Below are 24,190 nucleotides of genomic sequence, written 5' to 3' on the forward strand. Positions count from 1 at the left end.
TCCGATTTAAGCGCGTTCGCATTAACTTTGCGGGCGCGCTTTTTTGTAATTATTTTTGATTACACAACAAGTAGATTGGGAATAATTAATATAGTACGATTAGCTTTATGTTGAAAGTCATTATAGAAATAATCATTGGCGTTGCATGGGCTGCTTTTGGTGCGTATCTGGCTAAAAAACCTAAAAACACTAAAGTGCATAAGCGTTCTGATTATTCAAGCGACGGAACGAAAAAGAGCAATCAAAATAATGATTTTGCCGATACTTCTGCCGATACTTCTGCGGATGATTCTATTGATCAAGATGTAGTTATAGAAAGCATTGATGAAGATAATAGCAATACAAATGTTGTTACTAAAGATGCTTCTAAAGATGAGCCTAATAGTGAAAACAAAGATAAGACTTTTTCAAAGTTCTCAAAAAAAATAAAAGATTGGGCAGACTATTATAGTGACGATGATGACCTCGGTGACCTCTTTACTGATCTATTAGAAGCTAAGAAGAAACTAGAAAACGAAGGCGATTCGCCAAAAAATAGCGATACTAGCGAAGATAGCGAAAATAGCGAAAGCAATACTAGCAATATTAGCGATAATAGTAATAGCAATAAAAACGATGATAAAGTTACCAAAAATAAGGAGCATGAGCGTTCTATGAGATTAGAGTTTAATGTAGGTAAATTTATTGGCGGTTCAAGAAAGTGGCGTTGGGTTATTGTTGCAATAGTAGCAGCAATAGCTTTTATATGCGCAATTGTTTTTGGTCTTGCAAAGTTTATAACCGATTGCATGTGGTATGCGCAGCTCGGATTCGAAAGCGTAATTTGGATTCAGCTGGCCGCAAAAGTAGGTGTTTGGGTGCTGTACGCTGTGCTGATGTCTGCTTTCGGTTATTTGTCGGCATCGTTGGCAATTAAAGCGCGACCGAGCAATGCAGACGGATCTTATATTCGCGTGCGCGGAAATATTATAGACTTAAAACACGGAATTAGTTCCAAGGTTGCTCTACACGTTGCAGGTGTTATTTCATTAATTGTCGGCGCAATTTTCGGCTCACAATTCTACAACCACTGGGTGCAAATTTTACTTATGTTTAACGCTCAGCCTTTTGGAATTAAGGATCCACAATTTGGAATTGACAATGGCTTCTACGTATTCGTACTTCCCGGATTAAGGCTATTTATCAGCGCCTTTGTGCTACTGCTAGTAATATCCCTTATTTTCTCTGTTATTACTCATGTGCTTATGGGATCTATACGCTTCACGGTTCCAATCAATGGTAAAGGAATACTAAGTATTACTAAGCGCGCTCGCAGACAGATTGCTGTCTGGTTTATGCTGGTAGTTTTGTCTTTCGCTGTTCAACAAATTGTTGACATGTTTGCTTTTGTAACGCTTGACGGTTCGCGTATTACTGGTGGTTCATATACTGATATGAATGCTAGAGTGCCTGGAAGCATAGTAATGGCAGTTGTAACAGTTTTGGTTGGTGCTGTTCTTGCGTTTTGGCTTATGCAATCTCACGCAATCTCTGGAGAAGCTCCTATTGCTGAGCGTTTCAAGACTACTGTGAAAGCTTGGAAAACTCCAACAATTGCTTTGGCTTCTTTAATTGCTTGCTCAATTGTTATATCTTTTGCTTGGCCTGTGCTGTTGCAACGTTTTAAGGTGGCACCTAATGCTCAGGAAATGGAAGCACCTTACATTCAGCATAATATTGATGCGACGAAGTTTGCGTATGGGTTAAATAATGTAAAGAAAGAATCCTATAACGCAACTTCTCAAGGTAAATCTGGCGCGTTGGCAAAGGAAGCAGAATCTACTGCACAAATTAGGCTTTTGGATCCTCAAGTTACTTCTCCAACTTTCCGTCAGCTTCAGCAATCAAAGCAATACTACACTTTTGCAGACACTCTTTCTGTTGACAAATACGATATTGACGGAGTGAGTCAAGATACTGTTATTGCTGCTCGAGAACTAGATTTGGCTGGTAATGATAATCGCAACTGGGTAAACGATCACACTGTTTACACGCACGGTTACGGAATTGTTGCAGCTTACGGAAACAAAGTTACTGCAGATGGTCAGCCTCAATTTATGGAGTATGGTATTCCTACGCAAGGTAAGCTTACGAAGTTGCAAAAGTATGAGCCTCGTATCTACTTCTCTCCAAACGCTCCTGAGTATTCTATCGTTGGTTCTCCAAAGGGTACTGCTCCTTGGGAATTTGATTACCCAACTGGTTCAAATGGTGCTTTAACAACGTTTAAGGGAAATGGTGGACCAAGCGTTGGCAACTTCTTCTCTAAGCTGCTACATGCTATTCGTTTTGAATCCGATCAAATTCTATTCTCGGATAGAGTTACCGCAAATTCCCAGATTTTGTATGATCGCGACCCTAAGACTCGCGTTTCAAAGGTTGCTCCATATTTGACATTGGATGGGCGCGTTTATCCTGCGGTTGTTGACGGTCGAGTTAAGTGGATTGTTGACGGCTATACTACTTCTGATGCCTACCCTTATTCGCAGATGACTGATTTTGGTAACATAACCCAAGATTCCACAACTACTACATCTCGCTCAATTAAAGGTTTGACTAATCAGCGTGCAAATTACATTCGCAATTCTGTAAAAGCTACGGTTGACGCTTATGATGGTTCGGTTGACTTGTACGTATGGGATACAAAGGATCCTGTGATTAAGGCTTGGAAATCAATATTCCCAGGGCATTATCATGATATTTCTAAAATTTCCGGCGATTTAATGAAGCATTTACGCTACCCAGAAAGCCTGTTTAAGGTTCAGCGTTATTTGCTTGCAAAATATCATGTGGACACTGCAAGTCAATTCTTCTCAGGAGAAGACTTCTGGCAAACTCCAGTAGATCCTACGGAATCGCAAAGTCTTCAGCGTGAAGATATTTTGCAACCTCCATATTATTTGACCTTACAAACTGGAGACGCAAAGAAGCCTGTATTCTCGCTTGTTTCCACCTACATTCCTGCTGGTAGAATTACGCGCGAAATTTTGACTGGATTCCTTTCTGTAGATTCCGACGCGGGAGATACTCCAGGAAAAATTAGTCCAAATTATGGTAAGCTTCGCTTGCAAGAATTGCCGAAAGTTTCTAATGTTCCAGGACCTGGTCAGGCTCAGAATAATTTCAACGCAAACGCAAACGTGTCTAAAGAGTTGAATTTGCTTGAATCTGGTTCTACTAAAGTTAAGCGCGGAAACTTGCTGACTTTGCCGCTTGGAGGCGGATTGGTTTATGTGGAGCCTGTTTATGTGCAATCGAGTGGTTCTACAAGCTATCCGTTGTTGAAGAAAGTGCTGGTTGCATTTGGTGATCAAGTCGGTTTTGCTGACACGTTAGATGAGGCTCTTGACCAGGTATTTGGTGGAAATTCTGGCGCTTCTGCAGGGGATGCCGTCAACAAATCTGGTGGCGAAAAGGTTGACAAATCTGCTGCAGGTGCTGATCAAAAAGATTCAAATACTCATCGTTCAACAAGTGAGCCTTCCCAAAAGCAATCAGCTTCTACGAATACTCAAGCTACGAATCCTCAAGTAAAGGCTGCTCTTAAGCGAGCTGCTCAAGCGTTAAAGGATTCTGACTCTGCAATGCGTCAAGGAAATTGGGAAGCGTATGGCAAAGCTCAAAAAGAGCTAAGCGATGCGATTAACGATGCTATGAAAGAAGAAGCAAGTAAGTAATAGAATTTTGCTACTATTCCGTTACTGTTGAGTTATTATTCCGTTACTATTTCAGTTTTCGTGCTGAGATAGTAACGGATATTTTTTTTATTGATGTGTTGATTTCTCAGTTAATTAGCTGAGTTTTAACGGCGATTAAAGCTGGTTATCAGGATCTTCGTCGTCACTTACCGGACCAAGAAGCATACGCTCACTAATATTGACTATTCCCATAAGCAATGCCGTAAAAGCAATAATTACTAAAGTTGCTGAAAAAATAAGGGGAGTGCGGAACGAATTGTAAGCAGCCTGTAACCAAATGCCTAATCCTTGACGTGCGCCAAGATATTCTGCAGTTGTAGCGGAACCAAACACATAAGCTGCGCTAATGCGAATACCGCCGAAAATTTGTCGCGCTGCAACGCGCAACTTTACATGCCATAAAGTCCAAACGCGACCAGCTCCACAGGTTAACGCAACGTCGCTATAAAAACTTGGTACAGCATCCAAGCCTCTAATCGTTTGAACTGCAATAGGGAACATGCTGAAAATAGTTACGATAACTATTTTTCCAGACATTTCGAAACCGAACCATATAAGAAATAGAGGGGCAATCGAAATAAGTGGTAACGTTTGTGCAGCACAAAGAAGGGGGAACAAAGCTGCGTGAACCAGCTTGCATACGTGAAAAAGTACGCCCAGTAAAATGCCGCTCACAATGGCAAGACTAAAACCAATAATTGTTTCTTTAATAGTTGCAAGAGTTGCAGGCCATAGTTGCGGCCACACTTCACAAGTGGCTTTTGCAATAGTTGTCGGAGTTGGAATAGAATTTTCTGGAATATTATAAAACTCGCAAGAAAGCTGCCAAACAATTAACAATGTGATAATAGAAATTACGGTTGGCAGGTAATTGTGCAGTAGTGTTTTCCAACGCGCGTGCGTCATGGAATATTGTTCCTTTCAATAAGCAAGCCATAATGCTTGGCTGAGTTGCTTGACTGCTGCCCCAATCAAACAACATAAAATTTTATAAACTTTCTTGTATGAAAATATCACATAGCTGGTATGTAGCGGCTATGCTAGCATTTTACGCATATTTACGCATATTTGTCTTTCGATAAGAGCATAATCGAGTCGTTTCGTGAGTCAATGTGTGGCAAACCGAAAGTGTTAATTTTCGGGGGCATTGAACGGCGCGGGCTAGGCCCTTGATACCGTTTTCTGCCAAGTTCGTGTCACATTCCCAGAAAACGGTTATTTCAAGAAAGTTAGGGAACTCATGACATGTCAATTATGGCGTAATATGCGAGCTTTTTGTTTGCAATTTAATAAAAATATTATGCGCGTAATAGCGGTATTTATAAGTTCGTGTTGCATTATGTCTCTGTGTGCGTGCGGTTCGAACGGCGGTCAGCAAAATAATAAGTCTAGTCTTCGCAATGTGTCGTTTATGCTGTCATGGATACCGGATACTAATCATATTGGCGTATACGTGGCAAAGCATATGGGATGGTTTAATCAAGCTGGTTTACACGTAAACATTTTGGCTGTTTCTCAAACCGGTGCTGAACATGCAGTCGATTCTGGTGCTGCCGATTTTGCTTTAAGTAACATTACCAATCTTGCAGATTTCAGCACAAAGGGTGCGAAATTAAAAGAAGTTTTGCAAGTTCAACAAAAGCCTAGTGCAATTTGGTGCGCTCTCGCTAAAAACACTAATATTCATTCCCCGAAAGATTTTGATAACAGAACTTTCGCAACCTTTGGTTCTGCGGAAGGTGACGCGGTAATTCGACGTATGATTCAGTACGATGGTGGAAAAGGCAAGTTTGACAAGGTAACAGTTGGTACTTCCACATTCCGTACGCTCGAATCCGGAAAGGCGGATTTCGGCGGTTTTTATGGCACTTGGGAAGGTGTACAAGCGGAAATGTATGGTCCAAAGTTGCATTGCTTCAAAGAAGCTGATTACGGTGTGCCAGGCCAGCAAGATACCATTGGTATTATTACTCATGCAAACACGGTTAAACGTGATCCGAAACTTGTTCGCGCTTTCGTTAAAGCAGTTAAGCGCGGTTATGAATACGCTTATAATCATCCAGATGAAGCTGCAAGCATTTTGGTAAAAGAAGCTCCGGAAGCTAATCTTGATGTGAAATTCGTTAAGCGAAGCATGAAGATGATTGTTGACGGTCAATACTGGGGCAATCGTGCAGATATTAAGAGCGGAAAGTTTGTGTTTGGCACCAGCGATGTAAAAGGTGCTCAAGCTTACTTCGATTTCTTGAGTAAAGAAGGTGCTTATACGGATGCTCACGGAAAAGTTACGTATAAGACGCCTCAGGCGAAAGAATTAACTACAGACGAATTTTTGAAGTAGTTTACTCAATGACTTGAGTCTTGCTAAAATAGACCGAGGCATATAAGGGCGTATCGAGAGCTGCATACTCATATGAGTGCGGTCGATACGCCCCTTTCGTCGTTTTATTACACATACGAATGGGAAAATGGTGGCATAATGGCGTCAGATTTTTGGCTTGTTGTTGGTTTAGGTAATCCTGGGTCAAAATATGAGGGAACTCGTCACAACATGGGCTTTATGGTTGCGGATGTGCTTGCAGAACGTTGGGCTGTGTCTCTTGCAGACCACAAAGGTTTAGCAAAGCTCGGTAAAGGTGTTATGAATCTCGACGGACGCATGGCCAAGTTTTTCCTAGCTAAGCCGTTAACTTTTATGAACGATTCCGGAGCGGCTGTTGCTTCTATAAGTTCTTATTATCAAATTGAGCCGGATCATATCGTGGTAATCCACGACGATATGGATCTAGACTTTGGCCGTATTAAAGTAAAAGCTGGCGGTTCTGCAGGCGGACACAACGGTATTAAGTCTATTGATCGCTCTCTTGGAACTCCGCAATATGCCCGCATTCGCATGGGTGTAGGTCACGCTCAGCGTGGTGCTCATGCGCACGATAATACGGTAAATTGGGTGCTTGGTGGTTTTGCCGGAGCACAAAAATCTGAACTTCCTAACTTTTTAGCTGACGGTGCTGACGCTGCAGAAAGTGTGATTTTCCAAGGGCTTGCGGCCACGCAGGAGCATTTTAATGGCCGTTAAGAGCGTAAGGAAAACAGTGTCGTCTGATACTGAAAATGAGCCCTCAGTTATTGCGCTGGACGATATTCTTAGCGATGTTTGCACTAACGACTCTCTTTTTCAAGATTTAGTTAGCAATGACTCAGATTTGTATGAGGATAGCAGTGCTAATGAAGGTGAACATGGCGATGGCAAGAATTGCGCTGAGAAAAGTTGCGGTGCGAATGACGAATTAACAGTTACAGCTCCTCTTGGAATTCGTCCAGCGCTTACTGCAGCAGTGGCAAAACATACGCCGGTTGTGGTTATCGTGCCATCAAGTCGCGATGCGGAAGATTTTACTGTATCTGTTCGCGATTGGTATCAGGGCAATCCTCGCGATATTGCGTTATTGGAATCTTGGGAAACACTTCCTCACGAGCGTCTTTCTCCGCGAGCTGACACTGTTGCGAGTAGGATGGCGGTATTTCGTCGTCTTTGTCACCCTGAGAACAACAGTGAGTTATTTGGGCCAATTCAAGTGTTAATTATGCCGGTGAGGTCGCTTATTCAGCCGGTTGTAGAAGGACTTGGGGATGTTGATCCGCTTGTTTTTGCTTGCGGTGAAGAGTTATCTCTGCAAAGTGCTACGAAACGCTTGGTTCAGAATGCTTACACTCGTGTTGATCTCGTTATGGAGCGTGGTGAGTTTGCCGTTCGTGGCGGAATCATTGACGTATTTGCGCCAACGATGACGCATCCTGTGCGCATCGAATTCTTTGGCGATGAAATTGACACTATGAAGCAGTTTCACGCTTCAGATCAACGTACTTACGGATCAAATATCGCAAGTATGTGGGCTACTCCTTGCAGAGAACTTCAACTTACTGACAAGATTTGTCAGCGCGCGCGTTCTCTTATCGGGTCTATTCCTAACGCTGATGACATGTTGCAATCACTCGCTAATTCTATACCTGTTGAGGGTATGGAATCGTTGATTCCTGCTCTTGTCGACCGTATGCAATCAGTGCAAAGTATGTTGCCAAAACATGCCGTTATTATGCTTTCTGATCCAGAAAAATGCCGCCGCGCTGCAGAAGATGTTACGGCTACTGCCAACGAATTCTTAGCAGCCAGCTGGCATGTTGCAGCTTCCGGACATGGGGCGGGAGCTCCTATTACTTTCGATCAAGCCAACTTCTTAGATTTTGACGAAACTCTTTCCGCTTTAGAATTTTCAGATCATGATGTTTGGAAATTAACTTCTTTCGGAGTCGACCAAGCTATTCACGGAAATATTGCTTTGCCGATTTGTGAGCCTCAAGAGTTTCGCGGTGATGAATCAAAAGTTTCTGGCGGAATCAGTGCACTTATTGACGATGGTTTCGACGTAACTATTACTTCGGCAGCATCCGGTACACTCGCTCGCTTAAGACGAGCAATATATTCCACAGGTGTACATAACTTCACAACGTTAAAATCAAGTATTTCAGACGGATTTATTGATAAAGCTGCAAAAATTGCGGTGCTTACCGAACGCGATTTAACCGGTAAATCTTCAACAGCAACGCAATTAAAAACGCCAAAGCGCAGGCGCAAAGCAATCGACTTAATGGAATTGAAGCCAGGCGATTTCGTTGTACACGAGCAGCATGGCATTGGTCGTTTTATTGGCATGAAACAGCGAAATATCGCGGTAACGGGCGGTACTGCAACTCGTGAATATTTAGTAATCGAATATGCACCAAGTAAACGCAACGCTCCTGCAGATAAATTATTTATTCCAACCGATCAGCTCGATTTAGTAAGCAAATATATTGGTGCAGAAATACCAAAACTTAACAAGCTTGGAGGATCGGATTGGGCCGCAACTAAAGCAAAAGCTAAAAAGCATGTTCACGAAATTGCGGAAAATCTTATTAAACTTTACTCTGCGCGACAGCAGTCTCGCGGTTTTGCATTTAGTAAAGACACCCCGTGGCAAAAAGAGTTGGAAGACGCATTTCCTTACCAAGAAACTGCTGATCAGCTTACTACAATTGACGAAGTAAAAGCAGATATGGAAAAACCAATGCCGATGGATCGCTTAATTTGTGGTGACGTTGGTTTTGGTAAAACTGAAATTGCGTTGCGTGCAGCTTTTAAGGCCGTGCAAGATTCTAAACAGGTTGTTGTATTGGTGCCAACTACGCTGTTGGTTCAACAACATTACGAAACTTTTACTACACGTTTTGAAGGCTTCCCGGTAAAAGTTGCGGCAATGAGCAGGTTCCAAACTAAGAAAGAATTAGACGATACGATTGCCGGAATTGCGGACGGTAGTGTTGATGTGGTAATTGGAACACACAAGCTGCTCAATCCCAGCATAAAATTTAAAGATTTAGGTTTAGTTATAATTGACGAAGAGCAGCGTTTTGGCGTGGAGCATAAGGAAACACTCAAAGCTCTGCGCACAAACGTCGACGTATTAAGTCTTTCGGCAACGCCAATTCCAAGAACGCTTGAGATGGCCGTAACCGGTATTCGTGAAATGTCTACTTTGGCTACGCCACCGGAAGACCGTCTTCCTGTGCTTACGTTTGTTGGTGCGTATGAAGATGCGCAGGTTACTGCTTGTATTAAACGCGAATTGTTGCGTGGTGGCCAAGTGTTCTACGTGCATAATCGCGTAGAGGATATTAGTTCCGTAGCAAACAAAATTCACGAGCTTGTGCCGGATGCGCGAGTTGCTATTGCGCACGGAAAAATGGGTGAAAAGCAGCTTGATTCTGTAATTCGTGATTTTTGGCATCGAGATATTGATGTGCTTGTGTGCACAACGATTATTGAAACAGGTCTTGATATTTCTAACGCGAACACGCTTATTGTCGATCACGCTGACCGATTTGGTTTAAGTCAATTGCATCAGTTGCGTGGCCGAGTTGGGCGCGGTCGTGAGCGAGCTTATGCTTACTTTTTGTACGATCCAACTAAACCAATGACGCAGCAATCTCACGATCGTCTTGCAACGATTGCTCAGCATACGGCTTTGGGTTCTGGCTTTGACGTTGCTATGAAAGACTTGGAATTGCGCGGAACCGGTAATTTGCTTGGCGATGAGCAAAGTGGGCATATTGAGGGCGTCGGCTTTGACTTGTATGTGCGCATGGTTTCGGAAGCTGTTGAGAAATATAAGGAGCCGGAACGCGTTGAGGCTGTGGCTGTTACTATTGATCTGCCTGTTGAAGCTTCACTTCCGGTTGATTATATTGCGTCAGACAAGTTGCGTTTGGAAGCCTATCGTAAGATTGCTTCTGCGAATAACGTTGATGATTTGCAAGAGTTGCGTGAGGAGTTGCTTGACCGTTTTGGTCAGCCTCCAGCAGCGTTTGACGCTTTGTGTGATGTTGCAAAGATTCGTTTTGACGCACGCAAGTTAGGTATTACACAAATTAGTTCTCAGGGTAAGTCGGTTCGTGTTATTGGTTTTGATCCTCGGGAATCTTCTCTTATGCGTTTGCAGCGTATTTATCGTGGCGCACAATACCGTCCGCTTACGCATATGCTCATCATTCCAGCTCCTTTTGAATCCTCACTTGGAACTAGCGCAATGGACGAACATGAAATACTTTCCTGGGTGCATCAACTTCTTGAAGATTTAGCTTGGTAGTTAATTAAAACGATTGCAGATTAATTGCATAAATTAGTTGCATAGATTAGTTGTACGATGTACAAACTCGCGATATTGTGAACGTTCACGGCATAAATGCTAGCTAACACAATATAACGTCCATAAAACGCACTAATCTTGGAAGAGTCATCACAACCCATAGGTATAAAGGAGTAGTTGTGGCAGCTATTGAAAGCGTATATGCACGCGAAATTTTGGATTCTCGTGGAAATCCTACTGTTCAGGTTTATTTGGAGACCGAAGATGGCGCTCAGGGTATTGGTTTAGTGCCTTCCGGTGCTTCTACCGGTGAAGCTGAAGCTTGGGAACGCCGCGATGGTGACAAGTCCCGCTATCAGGGCAAGGGCACGTTGGAAGCTGTTAAGGCTGTCAACGAAGTGATCGCACCTAAGGTTATTGGCATGGATGCCACTGATCAGCGCGCTCTTGATGAGACCATGATTGAGCTCGATGGCACGCCAAACAAGGGCAAGCTCGGCGCAAACGCTATTCTTGGTGTTTCTCTTGCTGCTCTCTATGCAGCTGCTGAGTCCGCTCAGCTTCCTCTGTACCGCTACATTGGCGGTACCAATGGCCACATTCTTCCAGTGCCAAACATGAACATCATGAACGGTGGTGCTCACGCTGACTTCGCAACCGATATTCAGGAATACATGATTTCTCCTTACGGTTTTGCAACCTACAGCGATGCTTTGCGCGCTGGCGTTGAGGTTTATCACACCTTGAAGAATGTTTTGAAGAAGGAAGGCTTGGCTACTGGTCTTGGCGACGAAGGCGGCTTCGCTCCAAAGATGAAGTCCAACGAGGATTCCTTGAAGTACATCATGGATGCAATTGAAGCTGCAGGCTACGAGCCAGGCAAGCAGATTGGTATTTCTCTTGACGTTGCTTCCTCTGAGTTCTACAACAAGGAAACTGGTAAGTATCGTTTCGATGGCGAAGAGCGCGAATCTGCTTACATGCTTGACTACTACGAGAAGCTCATCAACGAGTATCCAATCGTTTCCATCGAAGATCCATTCCAGGAAGAAGGCTGGGATGATTGGGCAGAGATTACCAAGCGTCTTGGCGATCGTTTGCAGTTCGTTGGCGATGACTTGCTCGTCACCAATCCAAAGCGTTTGGCTAAGGGTATTGAGCTTGGTGCAGCTAATTCCTTGCTCGTGAAGTTGAACCAGATTGGTTCCGTTACTGAAACGCTCGACGCTATTGAGCTTGCAACCAAGAATGGCTTCACTTCTATGGTTTCCCACCGTTCTGGCGAAACCCCAGATACCACCATTTCTGATCTTGCTGTTGCTAAGAACACCGGCCAGATCAAGACTGGTGCTCCTGCTCGTGGCGAGCGTATTGCTAAGTACAACCGCTTGCTTGAGATTGAGGAAGAGCTTGGTTCTACCGCTCAGTACGCTGGTTACAGCGCATTCAAGGCTTGCAAGAAGTATATGAAGTAACTTTCTAGTAAAGTAACTTTCGTAACTTACTAAGTCTTTAGTATTTAACGGTCAGTCGCGTTTGCGGCTGGCCGTTTTTTTATTAAATATTTTTGAAAAAGTCACAACACGCAAAAAATTTTCTTAAATTTACTTTCATTCTCATCAAAATAGTGCTATTTTTTATGGAAAACTAAAACGGAAGGAGATGTTTCATATGAGAAAAGTCGCTGTTATAGGCATGGGAAACGTTGGTGCCGCTGTAGCGCATCAACTTGTTGTTGGCGGTCATGCTGATGATTTGTATCTTTATGATGCAAACGAGGCAAAGGTGAATGCCGACGCATTGGATTTTGAAGATTCAATGGATAACGTGCCTTTTAACGTTAATATTACAGTTAATGATTATGAAGCATTAAAAGACGTAGAGGTAATCGTAAGTGCCTTAGGTCACATAAAGCTTTTAGATGTTCCTCATCCAGATCGTTTTGCAGAGCTTAAGTATAATCGTAAGGAAGTTGCAGAAGTTGGTGCAAAGATTAAGGCTTCTGGGTTCCACGGTGTTTTGATTGATATAACTAATCCTTGCGATGCTATTTGCCAGCTTTACAAGGAAGCTACTGGTCTTCCTTACGAAAAGATTATTGGAACTGGCACTTTGCTTGATTCTGCGCGCTTGCATCGTGCAGTAGGCAAGTTCTTTGGCGTGCATCCAAAGGCTGTTAAGGGCTATAGTTTGGGAGAGCATGGTGATTCGCAATTTGTTGCGTGGTCTACTGTTAAAGTCTTTGAGCAGCCTATAACAGAGCTTATTAAAGAAAAGAACATGGACTTGGATGCAATTGACGAGGAAACTCGCGAAGGTGGATTCACAGTATTCTATGGAAAGAAATATACCAATTATGGTATTGCTGCCGCTGCAGTTCGTCTTGTTGATGCAGTGCTTTCTGATTCAAAGGAACAGATGCCTGTTTCTAACTATCGTGAAGAATACCATTCTTATCTTTCCTACCCAGCAATCGTTGGTCGTGAAGGTATTGTTAAGCAGTGCCAGCTTGATTTGACTGAGGAAGAATTGCAAAAGTTGCAGCATTCTGCAGATACAATTTTAAGTAAGGCACAAGTAAAGTAAGTTAACTTACTTAATTTACGCTTACTAATTTCAATAGTTATTTCAAATATAATGGTCAGCTACTAGCAGGTAACTGGCCATTATTATTGCGTTTGCACGTCGAATATATCAAGTAATTTAGAGGGTATGGTTATAAGAAAGCATCGTACGAGGGCAGTAGCGGAAGAAGCAAAGCCGACTATGCGTCAACGCAAGCTACTTTCGGGACCTCTTGTTTTCATACTGATGATTTTAATAGTAACTATTGGTTCAATTGAATGTATTGCTACGGTTCGTAATTATGCTTTAAGTTTGGCGGAATTACACGCGTTACAGCGTGAAGAAAGTGCATTGCAAGAGCAAAAACGTACGCTTACCAACAATGTGGAACGTTGGAAAGATAAAGCTTATATTGCAGCGCAAGCTCGTGATCGTCTCGGTTTTGTTTTCCCAGGAGAGCAAGCCGTTCGCGTTGAACATCCAGAAGCTGTTACTGGTTCTCTACCAAACACGTTTGCTCAAGAAAATGGGGGAACTAAGAATCATTCAGTTTTGCCGTGGTACAGCGATTTATTGTATGCTCTGCATAAAGCTGACAAGCCGGACAATGTGCCGACGTTATAAAATGGACTATATAATTACGCAAACATACGCTTCACAGGAGTAAAACAATGGCGAATTGCCAAGAAAGCTCAACTACTATGCAACAAAATATTGATAATACTTATTCTCCAGAAGAAGCTGTGCGAAATATACTCAACACTCCCGCGAACGATGCTGAACGTGCGATTGTTGAAATGCAACTTGGAAGGTTCCCGCGTGGTATGGTGGCAGTTGGTGCGCGTTGTATCTGTGGCAGGCCGCTTGCTGTTATCACGAGGCCATGCTTGGAAGACGGTACGCCATTCCCAACGACCTGTTATTTAACGAGTCCTGAAGCTGTAAAAGCGGTGTCTCATGTAGAAGCGAACGGGCTTATGAGAGAATTCAACGAATTATTGCAGACGGACGAATCAGTGAAAAAGCAATATGAGCAAGCGCACAAGTATTATTTGCAATTTCGTCACGCTCTAGCTGTGACTTTGGGGGATAGCGAAGAGCATATTAGTGAAATGAGCGCAGGCGGTATGCCGGTGCGCGTGAAATGCTTGCACGCCTTGCTTGCGCAAACCTTGGTGATGGGCAAGGGTGTGAATCCTATTGGTGACATGGTGCTGGAACGTATTCGAGATGAGTTTGATCCTTGCGTGTGCCGTTGCACAACTCCATGGAGCGATGATGCTGATGCTGCAGAAATGGAAGTTGTGGTAGAAGAAAAAAGTAGCCGCAAGGATGCGGATTGCACAGATTGCGCAGAAAAGAATGCAAGTGAAAATGCGGATTGTGCGGATTCCGCAGAAAAGAATGCAGGCAAGGATGCGGATTGCGCAGATTGTGCAGAAAAGAATGCTGCAGAAAAATCTGTTACTGTAGCTGCAATTGATTGCGGTACAAATTCTATCCGTTTGAAAATTGCGCAAGTCTCAGAGCATGGCATTAAGGATATTGTGCCGCGCATGCTTCGTGTGGTGCGATTGGGGCAGGGAATTGATGAAACGCATCGTTTTGCAGACGATGCATTAGAACGTGTGCGTGCTGCGGCCCATGAATTTGCGCAAGTGTTGAAGGAACATCCTGTTGATGCGATTCGTTTCGTGGCGACTTCGGCTACTAGAGATGCCGAAAATCGCGAGATTTTTGAGCAGATGATGATTGATGAGCTTGGGGTTCGTCCGGAAGTTATTAGTGGCACGGAGGAAGCGGCTCTTAGCTTCCTTGGAGCAACTAGCGTGGTTTCTCGTGACGAGTTGCAGCCACCGTATCTTGTAGTGGACTTGGGCGGCGGCTCTACTGAGTTGGTGCTTGGTGGGGATGGAGACAGTTTGCCGGCGCATAAAGTTGCCGCAGCATATTCGATGAATGTTGGTTCGGTGCGTATGACTGAGCGGCATTTACACACGGATCCGCCTACAGAAGAAGAAATTCAGGCAGCAATTGACGACGTTGACAAGCATATTGATGAGGCGCTTAAAGTTGTGCCAGCAGGACGCACGCGCACTATAATTGGTGTTTCAGGCACTGTGACAACAATGGCTGCGTTAACGATGGGTTTGAAGCATTACGATCATACAGCTGTTGACGGTGTAAGAATTGGATTGGAGCAGGCGTATGCGGTGAATAACCGATTTTTGCGCATGGCCAGGGATCGTAGACGCACGTACGCAACAATTCACCCAGGGCGTGTGGATGTTGTTGGCGGTGGAGCAGTGGTGTGGAGCCGCGTGCTTGAACGTTTGGCAAAAGCAGCGTATGAAGATCACGGCGGAGTGCTTGATACTTTTGTGGCCAGTGAGCACGGTTTGCTTGACGGCATTACGCTTGATTTGGGGCGTAGGCTGCTTGGGGAGAAGTAAAGCGCGTGATTTCGCCACGCGCTGAGCTTGTTCTTTGCAATGATATATGGCATAATAAGTGATTGCTGCCTCTGTGGCGGAATTGGCATACGCATCAGACTTAAAATCTGACGCCCTTGCGGGCTTGTGGGTCCGAGTCCCACCGGAGGCACAAACAAAGCGCTGCACAGTTTTTGGCTGTGTGGCGCTTTTTGGTTAACACAATTTTTAGCTTAACTACAGCGAGTTTTCCTTGGTATTTCAACGAAAACCGGGTTTTAACACACTTTTTGCCGCTTGCTACCACAAAAATCTTCTATAGTGTTATTGCCAATTTTGGAATAATATATGTAAAAATTGAGTATTTATAATAGAATGCTTCATTAAGAGTAAGAAGAATGTTGTTTTTGGTGGGGGAAAAATGAGTGAAATTGTAGCTTGGGGAGATGAAAGTACAAAATCCAGCAAATCTGGTATACAGGCGTATCACATATGCGCATGCATTTGTAATTTTCCAGAGCTTGTTGTGAGGAATAAACTATTAAATGCAACAAAGAAACATGTTAATAAATTGCATTGGCGCGATATGACAATGCGTGAAAAAGAAAAATCTATACAACTTATAGAAGATTTAGATTTACAACATATTATCATTTCCATGCCACGAAATTACCTAAATTTGAAACCTGAAAGAGCAAGAAGAAAATGCATGGAAACTTTACTACAAACATTGGAATCCCAATATAAGGTAAATTTACTAATTCTTGAGTCAAGAGAAAAACACCAAAATGCGAAAGATCTTGTATTGCAAAAATATTTGATAAAAAATAAAACGATACAGAAATTACAAATTGAATTTAAGAACGGAAAAGATGACGCAAGATTATGGATACCAGATCAAATTCTTGGATTTTATGGGGAGCAATTAAATAAATGTGAAGATCCTATATCGGTAAATCTCATCCAAAAATTCAAAAATGTTCACGTAAAAAATATCTACCATGCTTAAAAGTATGTGACAATATTGTCACATACTGATACAATGAATTTATTGCCTATCTCTTCGGAGGATATGGAAGTTGGAGCCGGAATTGCCTGAGTATCTTGGGCGCCGGCTCCTGCGATATTTATGGCTATAACCCTTGCTTTAATATTCGTGGTTAATATAAAAAATTCAATAACTCAACCAGTTTGCTACTTACAGTATTTCGTAATTTTAATAAATGGAATAAAATCGTAACAGTTTTATGATTATAGTGTTTTAGTGACTATATGTAGCAGGGGAGTACCATGACTGATTATGCCAGCGCTAAGTCTTACAATCTCAATGATGAGATTAATAACGAAAATCTCACAGTAGATGATGTTATAAGTCATATTGTTAAAGTTTCAGTAGACCAGCATCAAAAGGGCACATCTTGGGAACTTGCTGTTCGATACTTCTTGCAAACAAGTCCAGAGTGGAAAAGTAGATTTACAAATGTTTGGATGTGGAACGATTCTCCAACCAATCCAGGAAGCAAAGACATTGGCATAGATCTTGTGGCTCAAGATACGGATGGAGAGTATTGGGCAATTCAAGCAAAATGCTACAAAGAAAAGCTAAGCAATGAAAATTTAAGTACGTTCTTTGCTAACGCTTTAGCAGATAAACAATACAATCACTATATTATTGCAGATACTGCTCCTGGAATTACTAGCGAACTTAGAAAATATATTAATAAAAGTGTTGCTGATGGAATTGATATAGTTCATATTGATAAGGAGACTATAAGCTGTTCAAATATTGACTGGCGTGCTTATCTCAATGGAAAACCTTCGCATGCTAGAAAAGTAAATGAGCCTCGCGATTATCAACGTGAAGCTATTGATGCTATTAGTGCAGAGTTAAAAAATCATGATCGTGCGCTTGCTGTAATGGCTTGTGGTACTGGTAAAACCTTGACTTCTTTGCGTTTTGCAGAAGAATTTTGTGGTTTTGGAACAGTGCTGTTTTTAGCACCATCTATTAGTTTGGTAAGTCAAACAATGAAGTCTTGGGTAAACCAAGTTCGTGAAAAAATCAATGTGTATGTTGTTTGCTCAGATGGCGGAGCATCGAATATCGATAGAGAAGATAATTATGGTCAAATCAGCGATATTCCGTCTCCAGCCACTACTAATGCTTATACTTTAGTTCATCGTTTTAAGCCCAAGCCTGATGCTCTTAATGTGGTGTTTAGTACGTATCAGTCGATTCAAGTTTTACATGACGCTCAAGAGCAAGGCTTACCTGATTTTGATTTAGTTATATGTGATGAAGCTCATCGTACAACTGGCTTGGTTGGTGAAGATGAAGGCTACTTCCAAAAAGTTCATGATAACGATTTTTTGCGATGCTCAAAACGATTGTATATGACTGCAACTCCTCGAATTTATGATACTAGCGCTAAACGTGCAGCTAGTCTTGAAGGTGCTGTGACTATTGCCAGCATGGATGATGAAAAAACATATGGACGCATGTGTTACCACCTTGGTTTTGGTAAGGCTGTTGAAAAAGGTATTCTTACTGATTACAAGATTGTTGTTATGCAAATAAGTCAAGATGCCTTGCCTAAGAGTATGCAGCAACATTTGGCTACAGGCCCGTCAATTGAAGTTGATGATCAGGCTAAATTTGTTGGCATTTGGAAAGCCCTTTTTGATCGTCGTCATGCAAATGAGCTGAAAAATATTGGCAAACATGCTATTCAGAGTTCCGATGATGCTAAACGCGTTTTACATCATGCTATAGCTTTTGCCTCCAGCATCAAGGCTTCGAAGCAGCTTAGTAATGAATTCCAGAGAGTTATTAGAGCTTATACTAAAGCTCTTGGCGAAGAGGATGCTGCTGAACGTGATGCTCTTTTGGATGCTTCTGGAAACACTAAATTTGAAGTGGATCATGTTGATGGAAGTATGGATTCTTCTACTCGCGAGAAAAAGCTTAAAGCTTTAGCTGCAGAAGATGGTTCTTGTCATATTCTTTCTAATGCGCGTTGCTTGGCGGAAGGAATTAATGTTCCTGCTTTAGACGCGATTATTTACTTGAGCTCACGTAAGAGCAGAGTTGAGATTATTCAAAGCGTTGGCAGAGTAATGCGTAAAGCAGATGGTAAAGAATTTGGTTATATTATTTTGCCTATTTTTGTTGCTAGTGGGGTAGACCCTAGCGAGGCTTTAGCAAGTAGTGATGCTTATAAGATTGTGTGGAGAGTTGTTAATGCTCTTCGAGGCCATGATGAGCGTTTGGAAGCCAAGATTAATGCTGCTGCATTAGGAGACACCGATGCGCTTAATCATATTGTTGAAGTCGATGTTCTTGGCGAAGAGAGTGTACGCAATAAACTTGATGCGCTAAATGTTGCTAAAGCTAATAAAAATGGTAACTCGCATCTTATTGGCTCAGATGCACAAGGTGATGATTTATGCCATGCTTGTTATGGAGATGATGGTTCTATTAACGCTACTCAAGGCGTTTTTGAAATTGATTCTTTACGTGATTTGAGTCGCTCAATTAATGCTCAAATTGTGCGCAAATGTGGAACTAAGGTGTATTGGAATGAGTGGACTCAGGATGTTGCCCAAGTTACTACTGCTCGCGCGCAAGCGATTGATGAAATGTTGGAATCTGGTGCCGCTGTTGAAGAATTTAACAGGTTCTTACAAGGTTTGCGCAATAGCCTTAATTCTAATTATTCAAGAGAGCAAGCTGTAAGTGTTTTAGCTCAGCATGAGATTACGCGCCCGATTTTTGAAAGCTTGTTTAATAATCCGAGTGTTATTGAGAATAATCCTATTGTTAAGGGTATGAATCGCGCTTTAGAAAGCCTGTATCTTGCTGGTTTGCCAAGGGATTTAGGTGATTCTAAACTGCAAGATTTGTATGCTTCTGTTAAGATGCAAGCTTCTCAAGTTGTTAAGGATTCGGCTCGTCAGAATCTTGTTAAAGAAATTTATAACGACTTTTTCTCTGTTGCGTTTAATGAGATGGCTAATGAGCTTGGCATTGTGTATACGCCTGTTGAAGTGGTTGATGCTCAGCTTCACATGGTTAATCGTGCTCTTAAGCGCGAGTTTGGCTTAAGCCTTGGAAACCGTGATGTGCACGTGTTGGATGGTTTTGCTGGTACTGGCACGTATATTTGTCGTCTTATTGAAGATGAGTCGCTTATTCCTTTAGATAATTTAACGTACAAATATGAGCATGATTTGCATTCTAATGAGATTGTTCCTTTGGCTTCTATGATTATGGATGTAAATATTGAGCAGTCGTATCACGCGCGTGTTGGTGGAGAGTATAAGTCGTTTGCTGGTGCGCTTCTTGCGGATACTTTCCAAATGTATGAACCGGATGATCCGATTGATACTACTACTTTTTCGGAGAATACTGAGCGCGTTGAACATCAATTACATTTGCCTATTCGTGTTATTGTGGGTAATCCGCCTTACCGTTCTGGGGATAAAGATAATACTGGTAATCAAAATACTAAGTATGAGCATTTAGATAAACGCATTGAAGAAACGTATGTGAAACTTAGTAATGCATCTCTAAATGGTAAGTTGTATGACCATTATATTCGTGCCTTCCGTTGGGCGAGTGATCGTATTGAAGATAATGGTGTTATATGCTTTGTTTCTAATGGTGGTTGGCTTACTAGTGCTAGTGGCGCTGGAATGCGAAAAGCTATAAGCAAAGAATTCAATTCGATTTATGTATATAACTTACGTGGTAATCAAAGAACTCAAGGTGAAGAATCTCGTAAGGAAGGCGGAAAAATCTTTGCTTCAGGTTCTAGAGCAACTATTGCTATAACAATGCTTGTTAAGAATACTAATTCTGCAGAGCATGGCGTTATTCATTATTGCGATATTGGTGATTATTTAACTAGAGAAGACAAATTTACAATTCTTAAAGATGCTGTTAAAGAAGATCCGCAGTGGCAGATTCTTAATGAAGATGAGCATGGTGATTGGCTAAATAAGCGTGATAGCAGTTTTGATGGCTTCATTCCTATGGGATTGGTTAATAAGCCTGACAAAATGCCAGATGGATTATTTAAGATGTATTCTCTTGGAGTTGCAACCAATCGCGATGCTTGGGTTTGGAATATGTCTTTATTGAAGTTGCAAGATAACGTAAGAACTTTAATTGATAATACTAATAATGCAATGAAAGAATTGCAAAATAACAGTAATCAACTTCCGCAAGATACTACAAAATATAGTTGGTCAAGAAGAGTACAGGATTATGCTAAAAAAGGTACATATATTCCGTACGTTCCAGAACATTGCGTGCAAGGAATGTATAGACCTTTTACTAAGTCTTGGTTGTATTTCGATTCGTTCATGAACGAAAGGACATGTCAGCAACCGCGCATTTTCCCGATTGTCGAAGACAATCGGGTGAAAGGACATGTCAGCAACCGCAATATATCCTCATATGCTAATAATGAAAATGCGCGCGAAATGACATGTCAGCAACACTCTTCCTCTTGTGCTGAAAATATGGTGATTTGTGTTCCAGGTAAAAGTAATAGTGGATTCAACTGTTTTATTTCAAACACAATAGTTGACTTGAATTCGTTAAGTGCTGGAGCACAATGCTTCCCACTTTATTGGTACGAAAAGGTGTGCCAAGATCAAGATCTTTTCAGCACAAATGTTGAAGAAAATAAATCTGGCTACGTGCGTCACGATGCAATTACAGACGAAGGTTTAGCAGTATTCCAAGCAGCATATTCTGGTCTAACTATTACTAAAGAAGACATTTTCTACTATGTTTACGGAGTTTTACACAGCTCGGATTATCGCAGTCGCTTTGCTAATAATTTGCAAAAAGACTTGCCTCGAATTCCATTAGCTCAAAACTTCTTAGCTTTCAAAAAAGCTGGTGAAAAACTCGCTAAATTGCACTTAAACTATGAAAAAGTTAAGCCATGGGATGATATTCGCGAAGTAGGAGACAGTGAAAATCCTGGCGAAACAATCAGAATGAAGTATCCTCGAAAAATCGTTAATCCAGAAACTGGCAAAAAAGAGGACGATTTAACGGTATTGCAAGTATCTCAAAATCTTGTGCTTGAAAATATTCCTTTGCAAGCATACAGGTATGTTGTAAACGGTAAAAGTGCAATCAAATGGCTTATTGAGCGATATCAAGTAGCTGTAGATAAGAAGACTGGGATTGTGCGAAATCCAAACGAAGCTTACGATAATCCGCGCTATATTGTTGATTTGGTTAAAAAGGTAGTTCGCGTTAGCGTAGAAACAATGAACATTATTGACGGTTTGCCAAAAATTAACGAAATCACTAATAAGCCAGATTGCTGGCCAGATGCGTGGAATTAGTTGTAGAATTATTTGGCTATAAACGCACTTGTTGAGTATGTATGATGATTATAGTGTTGGATTATTTGTATAGAAGCGAATGATCCAACACTCTTCATTAATAAGTTACAAAATTCCTACTTAAGGATTGCAAAGCTACGTTACACGTTCAAAATAAAGTTGATAAAAAACGTAAGCGCAATGTATTGATAGGCGAAAAAATTGATTCAGAAAAATGTTTAACAGGATATATGCCAGTTAAGGTTCATAGGATGCCACCTAGTGGTTGTAAGAAAACTGATGATTGGAATTCTGAACCTCATGTTCATGAGCGTTTGCTTAGCGATAATAATAAATCTGATGAATTGAATTCCAAATCTTATGGTCGCTTTGTATTATCTTTATTGCTTGCTATTTTCTGTCTTGTCTTTATGGTCAATTCGTGCAATGGTTATCATAATAAAGATTATGATTCAAACACTATATCAATTACTAGTAATATTTCGTGAGTTGTTTTTGCGTTTACACGGTTTTGTGTGCATGTAATTTTGTGATTGTGCAGAGTAATAGATATTCATTCTATTTATAATGCTCCATGAGTTTAGAATAAAGTTACGATATCATATTAATGAAGAGCGTTAATGTAATAGCTGATTTAAATATAATTTAATTTATAGGGGTAGTGGTTAGTAATGGGCTTAATGATAATGAACGGTCTTCAAATGTTTCCAAGTATTTATCCAGCGAAGAATGTGGAGCAGATGCGTCAGGAGTCAATGAAAATGTCGCAAGAGCGTTTGCAGCGTCAAATGCGAGCAAGGATTCTTCAGTCTCTGATTTATCAGAAGGAGCAGGAAAAGATTTTGAATGCAAGCCCTCATTCTAAGTCTAGTCAAGCAAATAGTAGTGACGATGAAGGTTTGTCTAATAAGTAATAATTCTTTTACGTTTGTATTATTTGATATACTTTTTGCGGAAGCTGGGGCTCCCCCTTACCCTTGACCCTTAAAAGGGTAGGTTTGGGGGAATGACCAGCTTCCTTTTTAGCTTAACGCACTTAGTTTTCCTTGGTATTTCAACAAAAACTCGTGTTTTTAAACGCACTTTTCAGTTTACCCCTGATTAGCCAAACACCGTTAATATCTCAGTTAACAAACTGAGCTAGTAACACTGATTAGCCAAACACTGTTAAAAACTCAGCTAACAAACTGAGAAAACAACAGTTTTTCGTTACTCGCGCAATACGTAGACTGCGTTATCGCCTGCGCCAGCGAGTGCGCCCTTCGCCAGTGTCGCTGCAAACCATAGGCACGCCTTTTGGTGACACGGCTTCTACTCCCGGTCCTGAGTTGCAGAAAGCGCCTGGATGAACAACCATTGCGCCGGAATTTTGTGGCGTCTGTTGTTGAGGTGCTGGAGCAGGAGCTGGAGCAGGAGCAGGAGCTGGAGCAGGAGTTTGAACCTGTTGTTGTTGCTGCTGTTGCTGCTGTTGTTGCTGCGGCTGTTGTTGTTGTGGTGCCGGTGCGGGAGCAGGTGCTTGATTTTGTTTAGGATCATTGCCTGTGTTTTTACTCGTATCGCCATTATTCCCAGTATCGCCACTATTGCCGGCATTGCGATTAGTGTTAGAACGTAATACTTTCTTTACACTATTTTTTCTTTTACGATTAACGCGTTTGCGCTTACGCGTTGTAGTTTTCTTTTTGCGTTTCCTATTTTTCCTATTTTTCCTATTTTTTTGATTTTTCCTATTTTTCTTCTTTTTGCGTGTCTGCTTTTTCTTAGACTTTTTGTTATCGGATTTTGCTTTATTGCGTTCTTCTGCCGTTAATCCGTCTTCGTCTACTACTTCGATGTGTTTCTTTGAATTCTCGTCCTTCTTTCCCTTTTCGTCACTTTTTTCATCCTTTTTCCCGTCTTTATTTTTATCTTTAAAAACCGATTTCCAAAAGTTTTTAACTCCGTCAAACCAAGAACCTGCGACAATTATTTTGGTACTATTGTCGGATTTTTGAGTTGCCGTAATGCAAGAGTTTACTTTATTTTCTCCAGCATACGCTGTCTCGGGAGCAGCAAATAGTGACGCTGACATTGCGAGAGTAATAAATATGCCTAAAATAGTATTTAAAATGGAGCGAGTTGTAGCTTTATGCTTCGTCACACGCGTAATCTTCTTGCTCATAAGTTTCCTATCTGTAGTTTCGCAAGCTAGGTTATACTACATTCTATTTGATTGTTATTACGTATGTTGCGTTAGCTGTGTTTTTATTTGCGCGTTTTATTCTGTATAAAATTTGAGCGAGTTATATTTAACAAAATTTGAGTAAGTTGCACTTATTTTCGCTTATGTTGACAGCGTGTGATTACATAGTTATAGATGTGAAATATTTAGCAATTTTGAACCCTGGCTTCGGCTGGGGTT

The 24,190-nt window shown here is 41.6% G+C and carries 14 protein-coding genes and 1 tRNA gene; 13 read left to right on the forward strand and 2 right to left on the reverse strand.

Annotated elements, in window-relative coordinates; all coding sequences use genetic code 11:
- Positions 1-107: 107 nt before the first annotated feature.
- Complete coding sequence (locus HXT56_RS02220) at positions 108-3,716, forward strand: UPF0182 family protein (protein WP_421778333.1); 3,609 nt, start codon at positions 108-110, stop codon at positions 3,714-3,716.
- 135 nt (positions 3,717-3,851) lie between these two features.
- On the opposite strand, the gene HXT56_RS02225 is transcribed toward HXT56_RS02220, so the two are convergent.
- On the reverse strand, positions 3,852-4,643 hold the full coding sequence (locus HXT56_RS02225) for an ABC transporter permease (protein ID WP_421778334.1): 792 nt from the start codon (positions 4,641-4,643) through the stop codon (positions 3,852-3,854).
- Between the two features lie 433 nt (positions 4,644-5,076).
- Here HXT56_RS02225 and HXT56_RS02230 point away from each other — a divergent pair, with 433 nt between their 5' ends.
- The 12 genes from HXT56_RS02230 (at position 5,077) to HXT56_RS02285 (ending at position 22,703) form a co-directional block, all read left to right on the forward strand.
- Positions 5,077-6,078, forward strand: coding sequence for an ABC transporter substrate-binding protein (locus HXT56_RS02230; RefSeq protein ID WP_421778525.1), 1,002 nt, complete (start codon positions 5,077-5,079; stop codon positions 6,076-6,078).
- A gap of 138 nt (positions 6,079-6,216) precedes the next feature.
- Positions 6,217-6,816: an aminoacyl-tRNA hydrolase gene (pth, locus tag HXT56_RS02235; protein ID WP_116711642.1), complete on the forward strand. Its 600-nt coding sequence runs from the start codon at positions 6,217-6,219 to the stop codon at positions 6,814-6,816.
- Complete coding sequence (gene mfd, locus HXT56_RS02240) at positions 6,806-10,423, forward strand: transcription-repair coupling factor (protein WP_421778335.1); 3,618 nt, start codon at positions 6,806-6,808, stop codon at positions 10,421-10,423. The genes pth and mfd overlap by 11 nt, the downstream gene beginning before the upstream one ends.
- Positions 10,424-10,602: 179 nt before the next feature.
- On the forward strand, positions 10,603-11,898 hold the full coding sequence (eno, locus tag HXT56_RS02245) for a phosphopyruvate hydratase (protein WP_004106847.1): 1,296 nt from the start codon (positions 10,603-10,605) through the stop codon (positions 11,896-11,898).
- Between the two features lie 196 nt (positions 11,899-12,094).
- Entirely contained in the window at positions 12,095-13,009 is a 915-nt protein-coding gene (locus tag HXT56_RS02250) for an L-lactate dehydrogenase (RefSeq protein WP_421778336.1), read from the forward strand.
- Between the two features lie 126 nt (positions 13,010-13,135).
- Entirely contained in the window at positions 13,136-13,612 is a 477-nt protein-coding gene (locus HXT56_RS02255; RefSeq protein ID WP_250309370.1) for an FtsB family cell division protein, read from the forward strand.
- Positions 13,613-13,689: 77 nt separating this feature from the next.
- Entirely contained in the window at positions 13,690-15,441 is a 1,752-nt protein-coding gene (locus HXT56_RS02260) for a DUF501 domain-containing protein (protein WP_421778526.1), read from the forward strand.
- Positions 15,442-15,508: 67 nt separating this feature from the next.
- A tRNA-Leu gene (locus tag HXT56_RS02265) sits at positions 15,509-15,592 on the forward strand.
- Between the two features lie 249 nt (positions 15,593-15,841).
- Entirely contained in the window at positions 15,842-16,429 is a 588-nt protein-coding gene (locus HXT56_RS02270) for a hypothetical protein (protein WP_250309371.1), read from the forward strand.
- A 281-nt stretch (positions 16,430-16,710) separates the two neighbouring features.
- Positions 16,711-21,789 (forward strand): type ISP restriction/modification enzyme, encoded by a 5,079-nt coding sequence (locus HXT56_RS02275; protein ID WP_250309372.1) that lies wholly within the window; start codon positions 16,711-16,713, stop codon positions 21,787-21,789.
- Between the two features lie 185 nt (positions 21,790-21,974).
- On the forward strand, positions 21,975-22,277 hold the full coding sequence (locus tag HXT56_RS02280; RefSeq protein ID WP_421778337.1) for a hypothetical protein: 303 nt from the start codon (positions 21,975-21,977) through the stop codon (positions 22,275-22,277).
- A gap of 183 nt (positions 22,278-22,460) precedes the next feature.
- Positions 22,461-22,703: a hypothetical protein gene (locus HXT56_RS02285; RefSeq protein WP_421778338.1), complete on the forward strand. Its 243-nt coding sequence runs from the start codon at positions 22,461-22,463 to the stop codon at positions 22,701-22,703.
- A 320-nt stretch (positions 22,704-23,023) separates the two neighbouring features.
- Here the strand turns inward: HXT56_RS02285 and HXT56_RS02290 are convergent, their stop codons facing one another.
- Complete coding sequence (locus HXT56_RS02290; protein ID WP_421778339.1) at positions 23,024-23,950, reverse strand: hypothetical protein; 927 nt, start codon at positions 23,948-23,950, stop codon at positions 23,024-23,026.
- Between the last annotated feature and the right edge of the window lie 240 nt (positions 23,951-24,190).

This window comes from Gardnerella nova, assembly GCF_049244055.1.
GTDB classification, from domain to species: Bacteria; Actinomycetota; Actinomycetes; order Actinomycetales; family Bifidobacteriaceae; genus Bifidobacterium; species Bifidobacterium vaginale_H.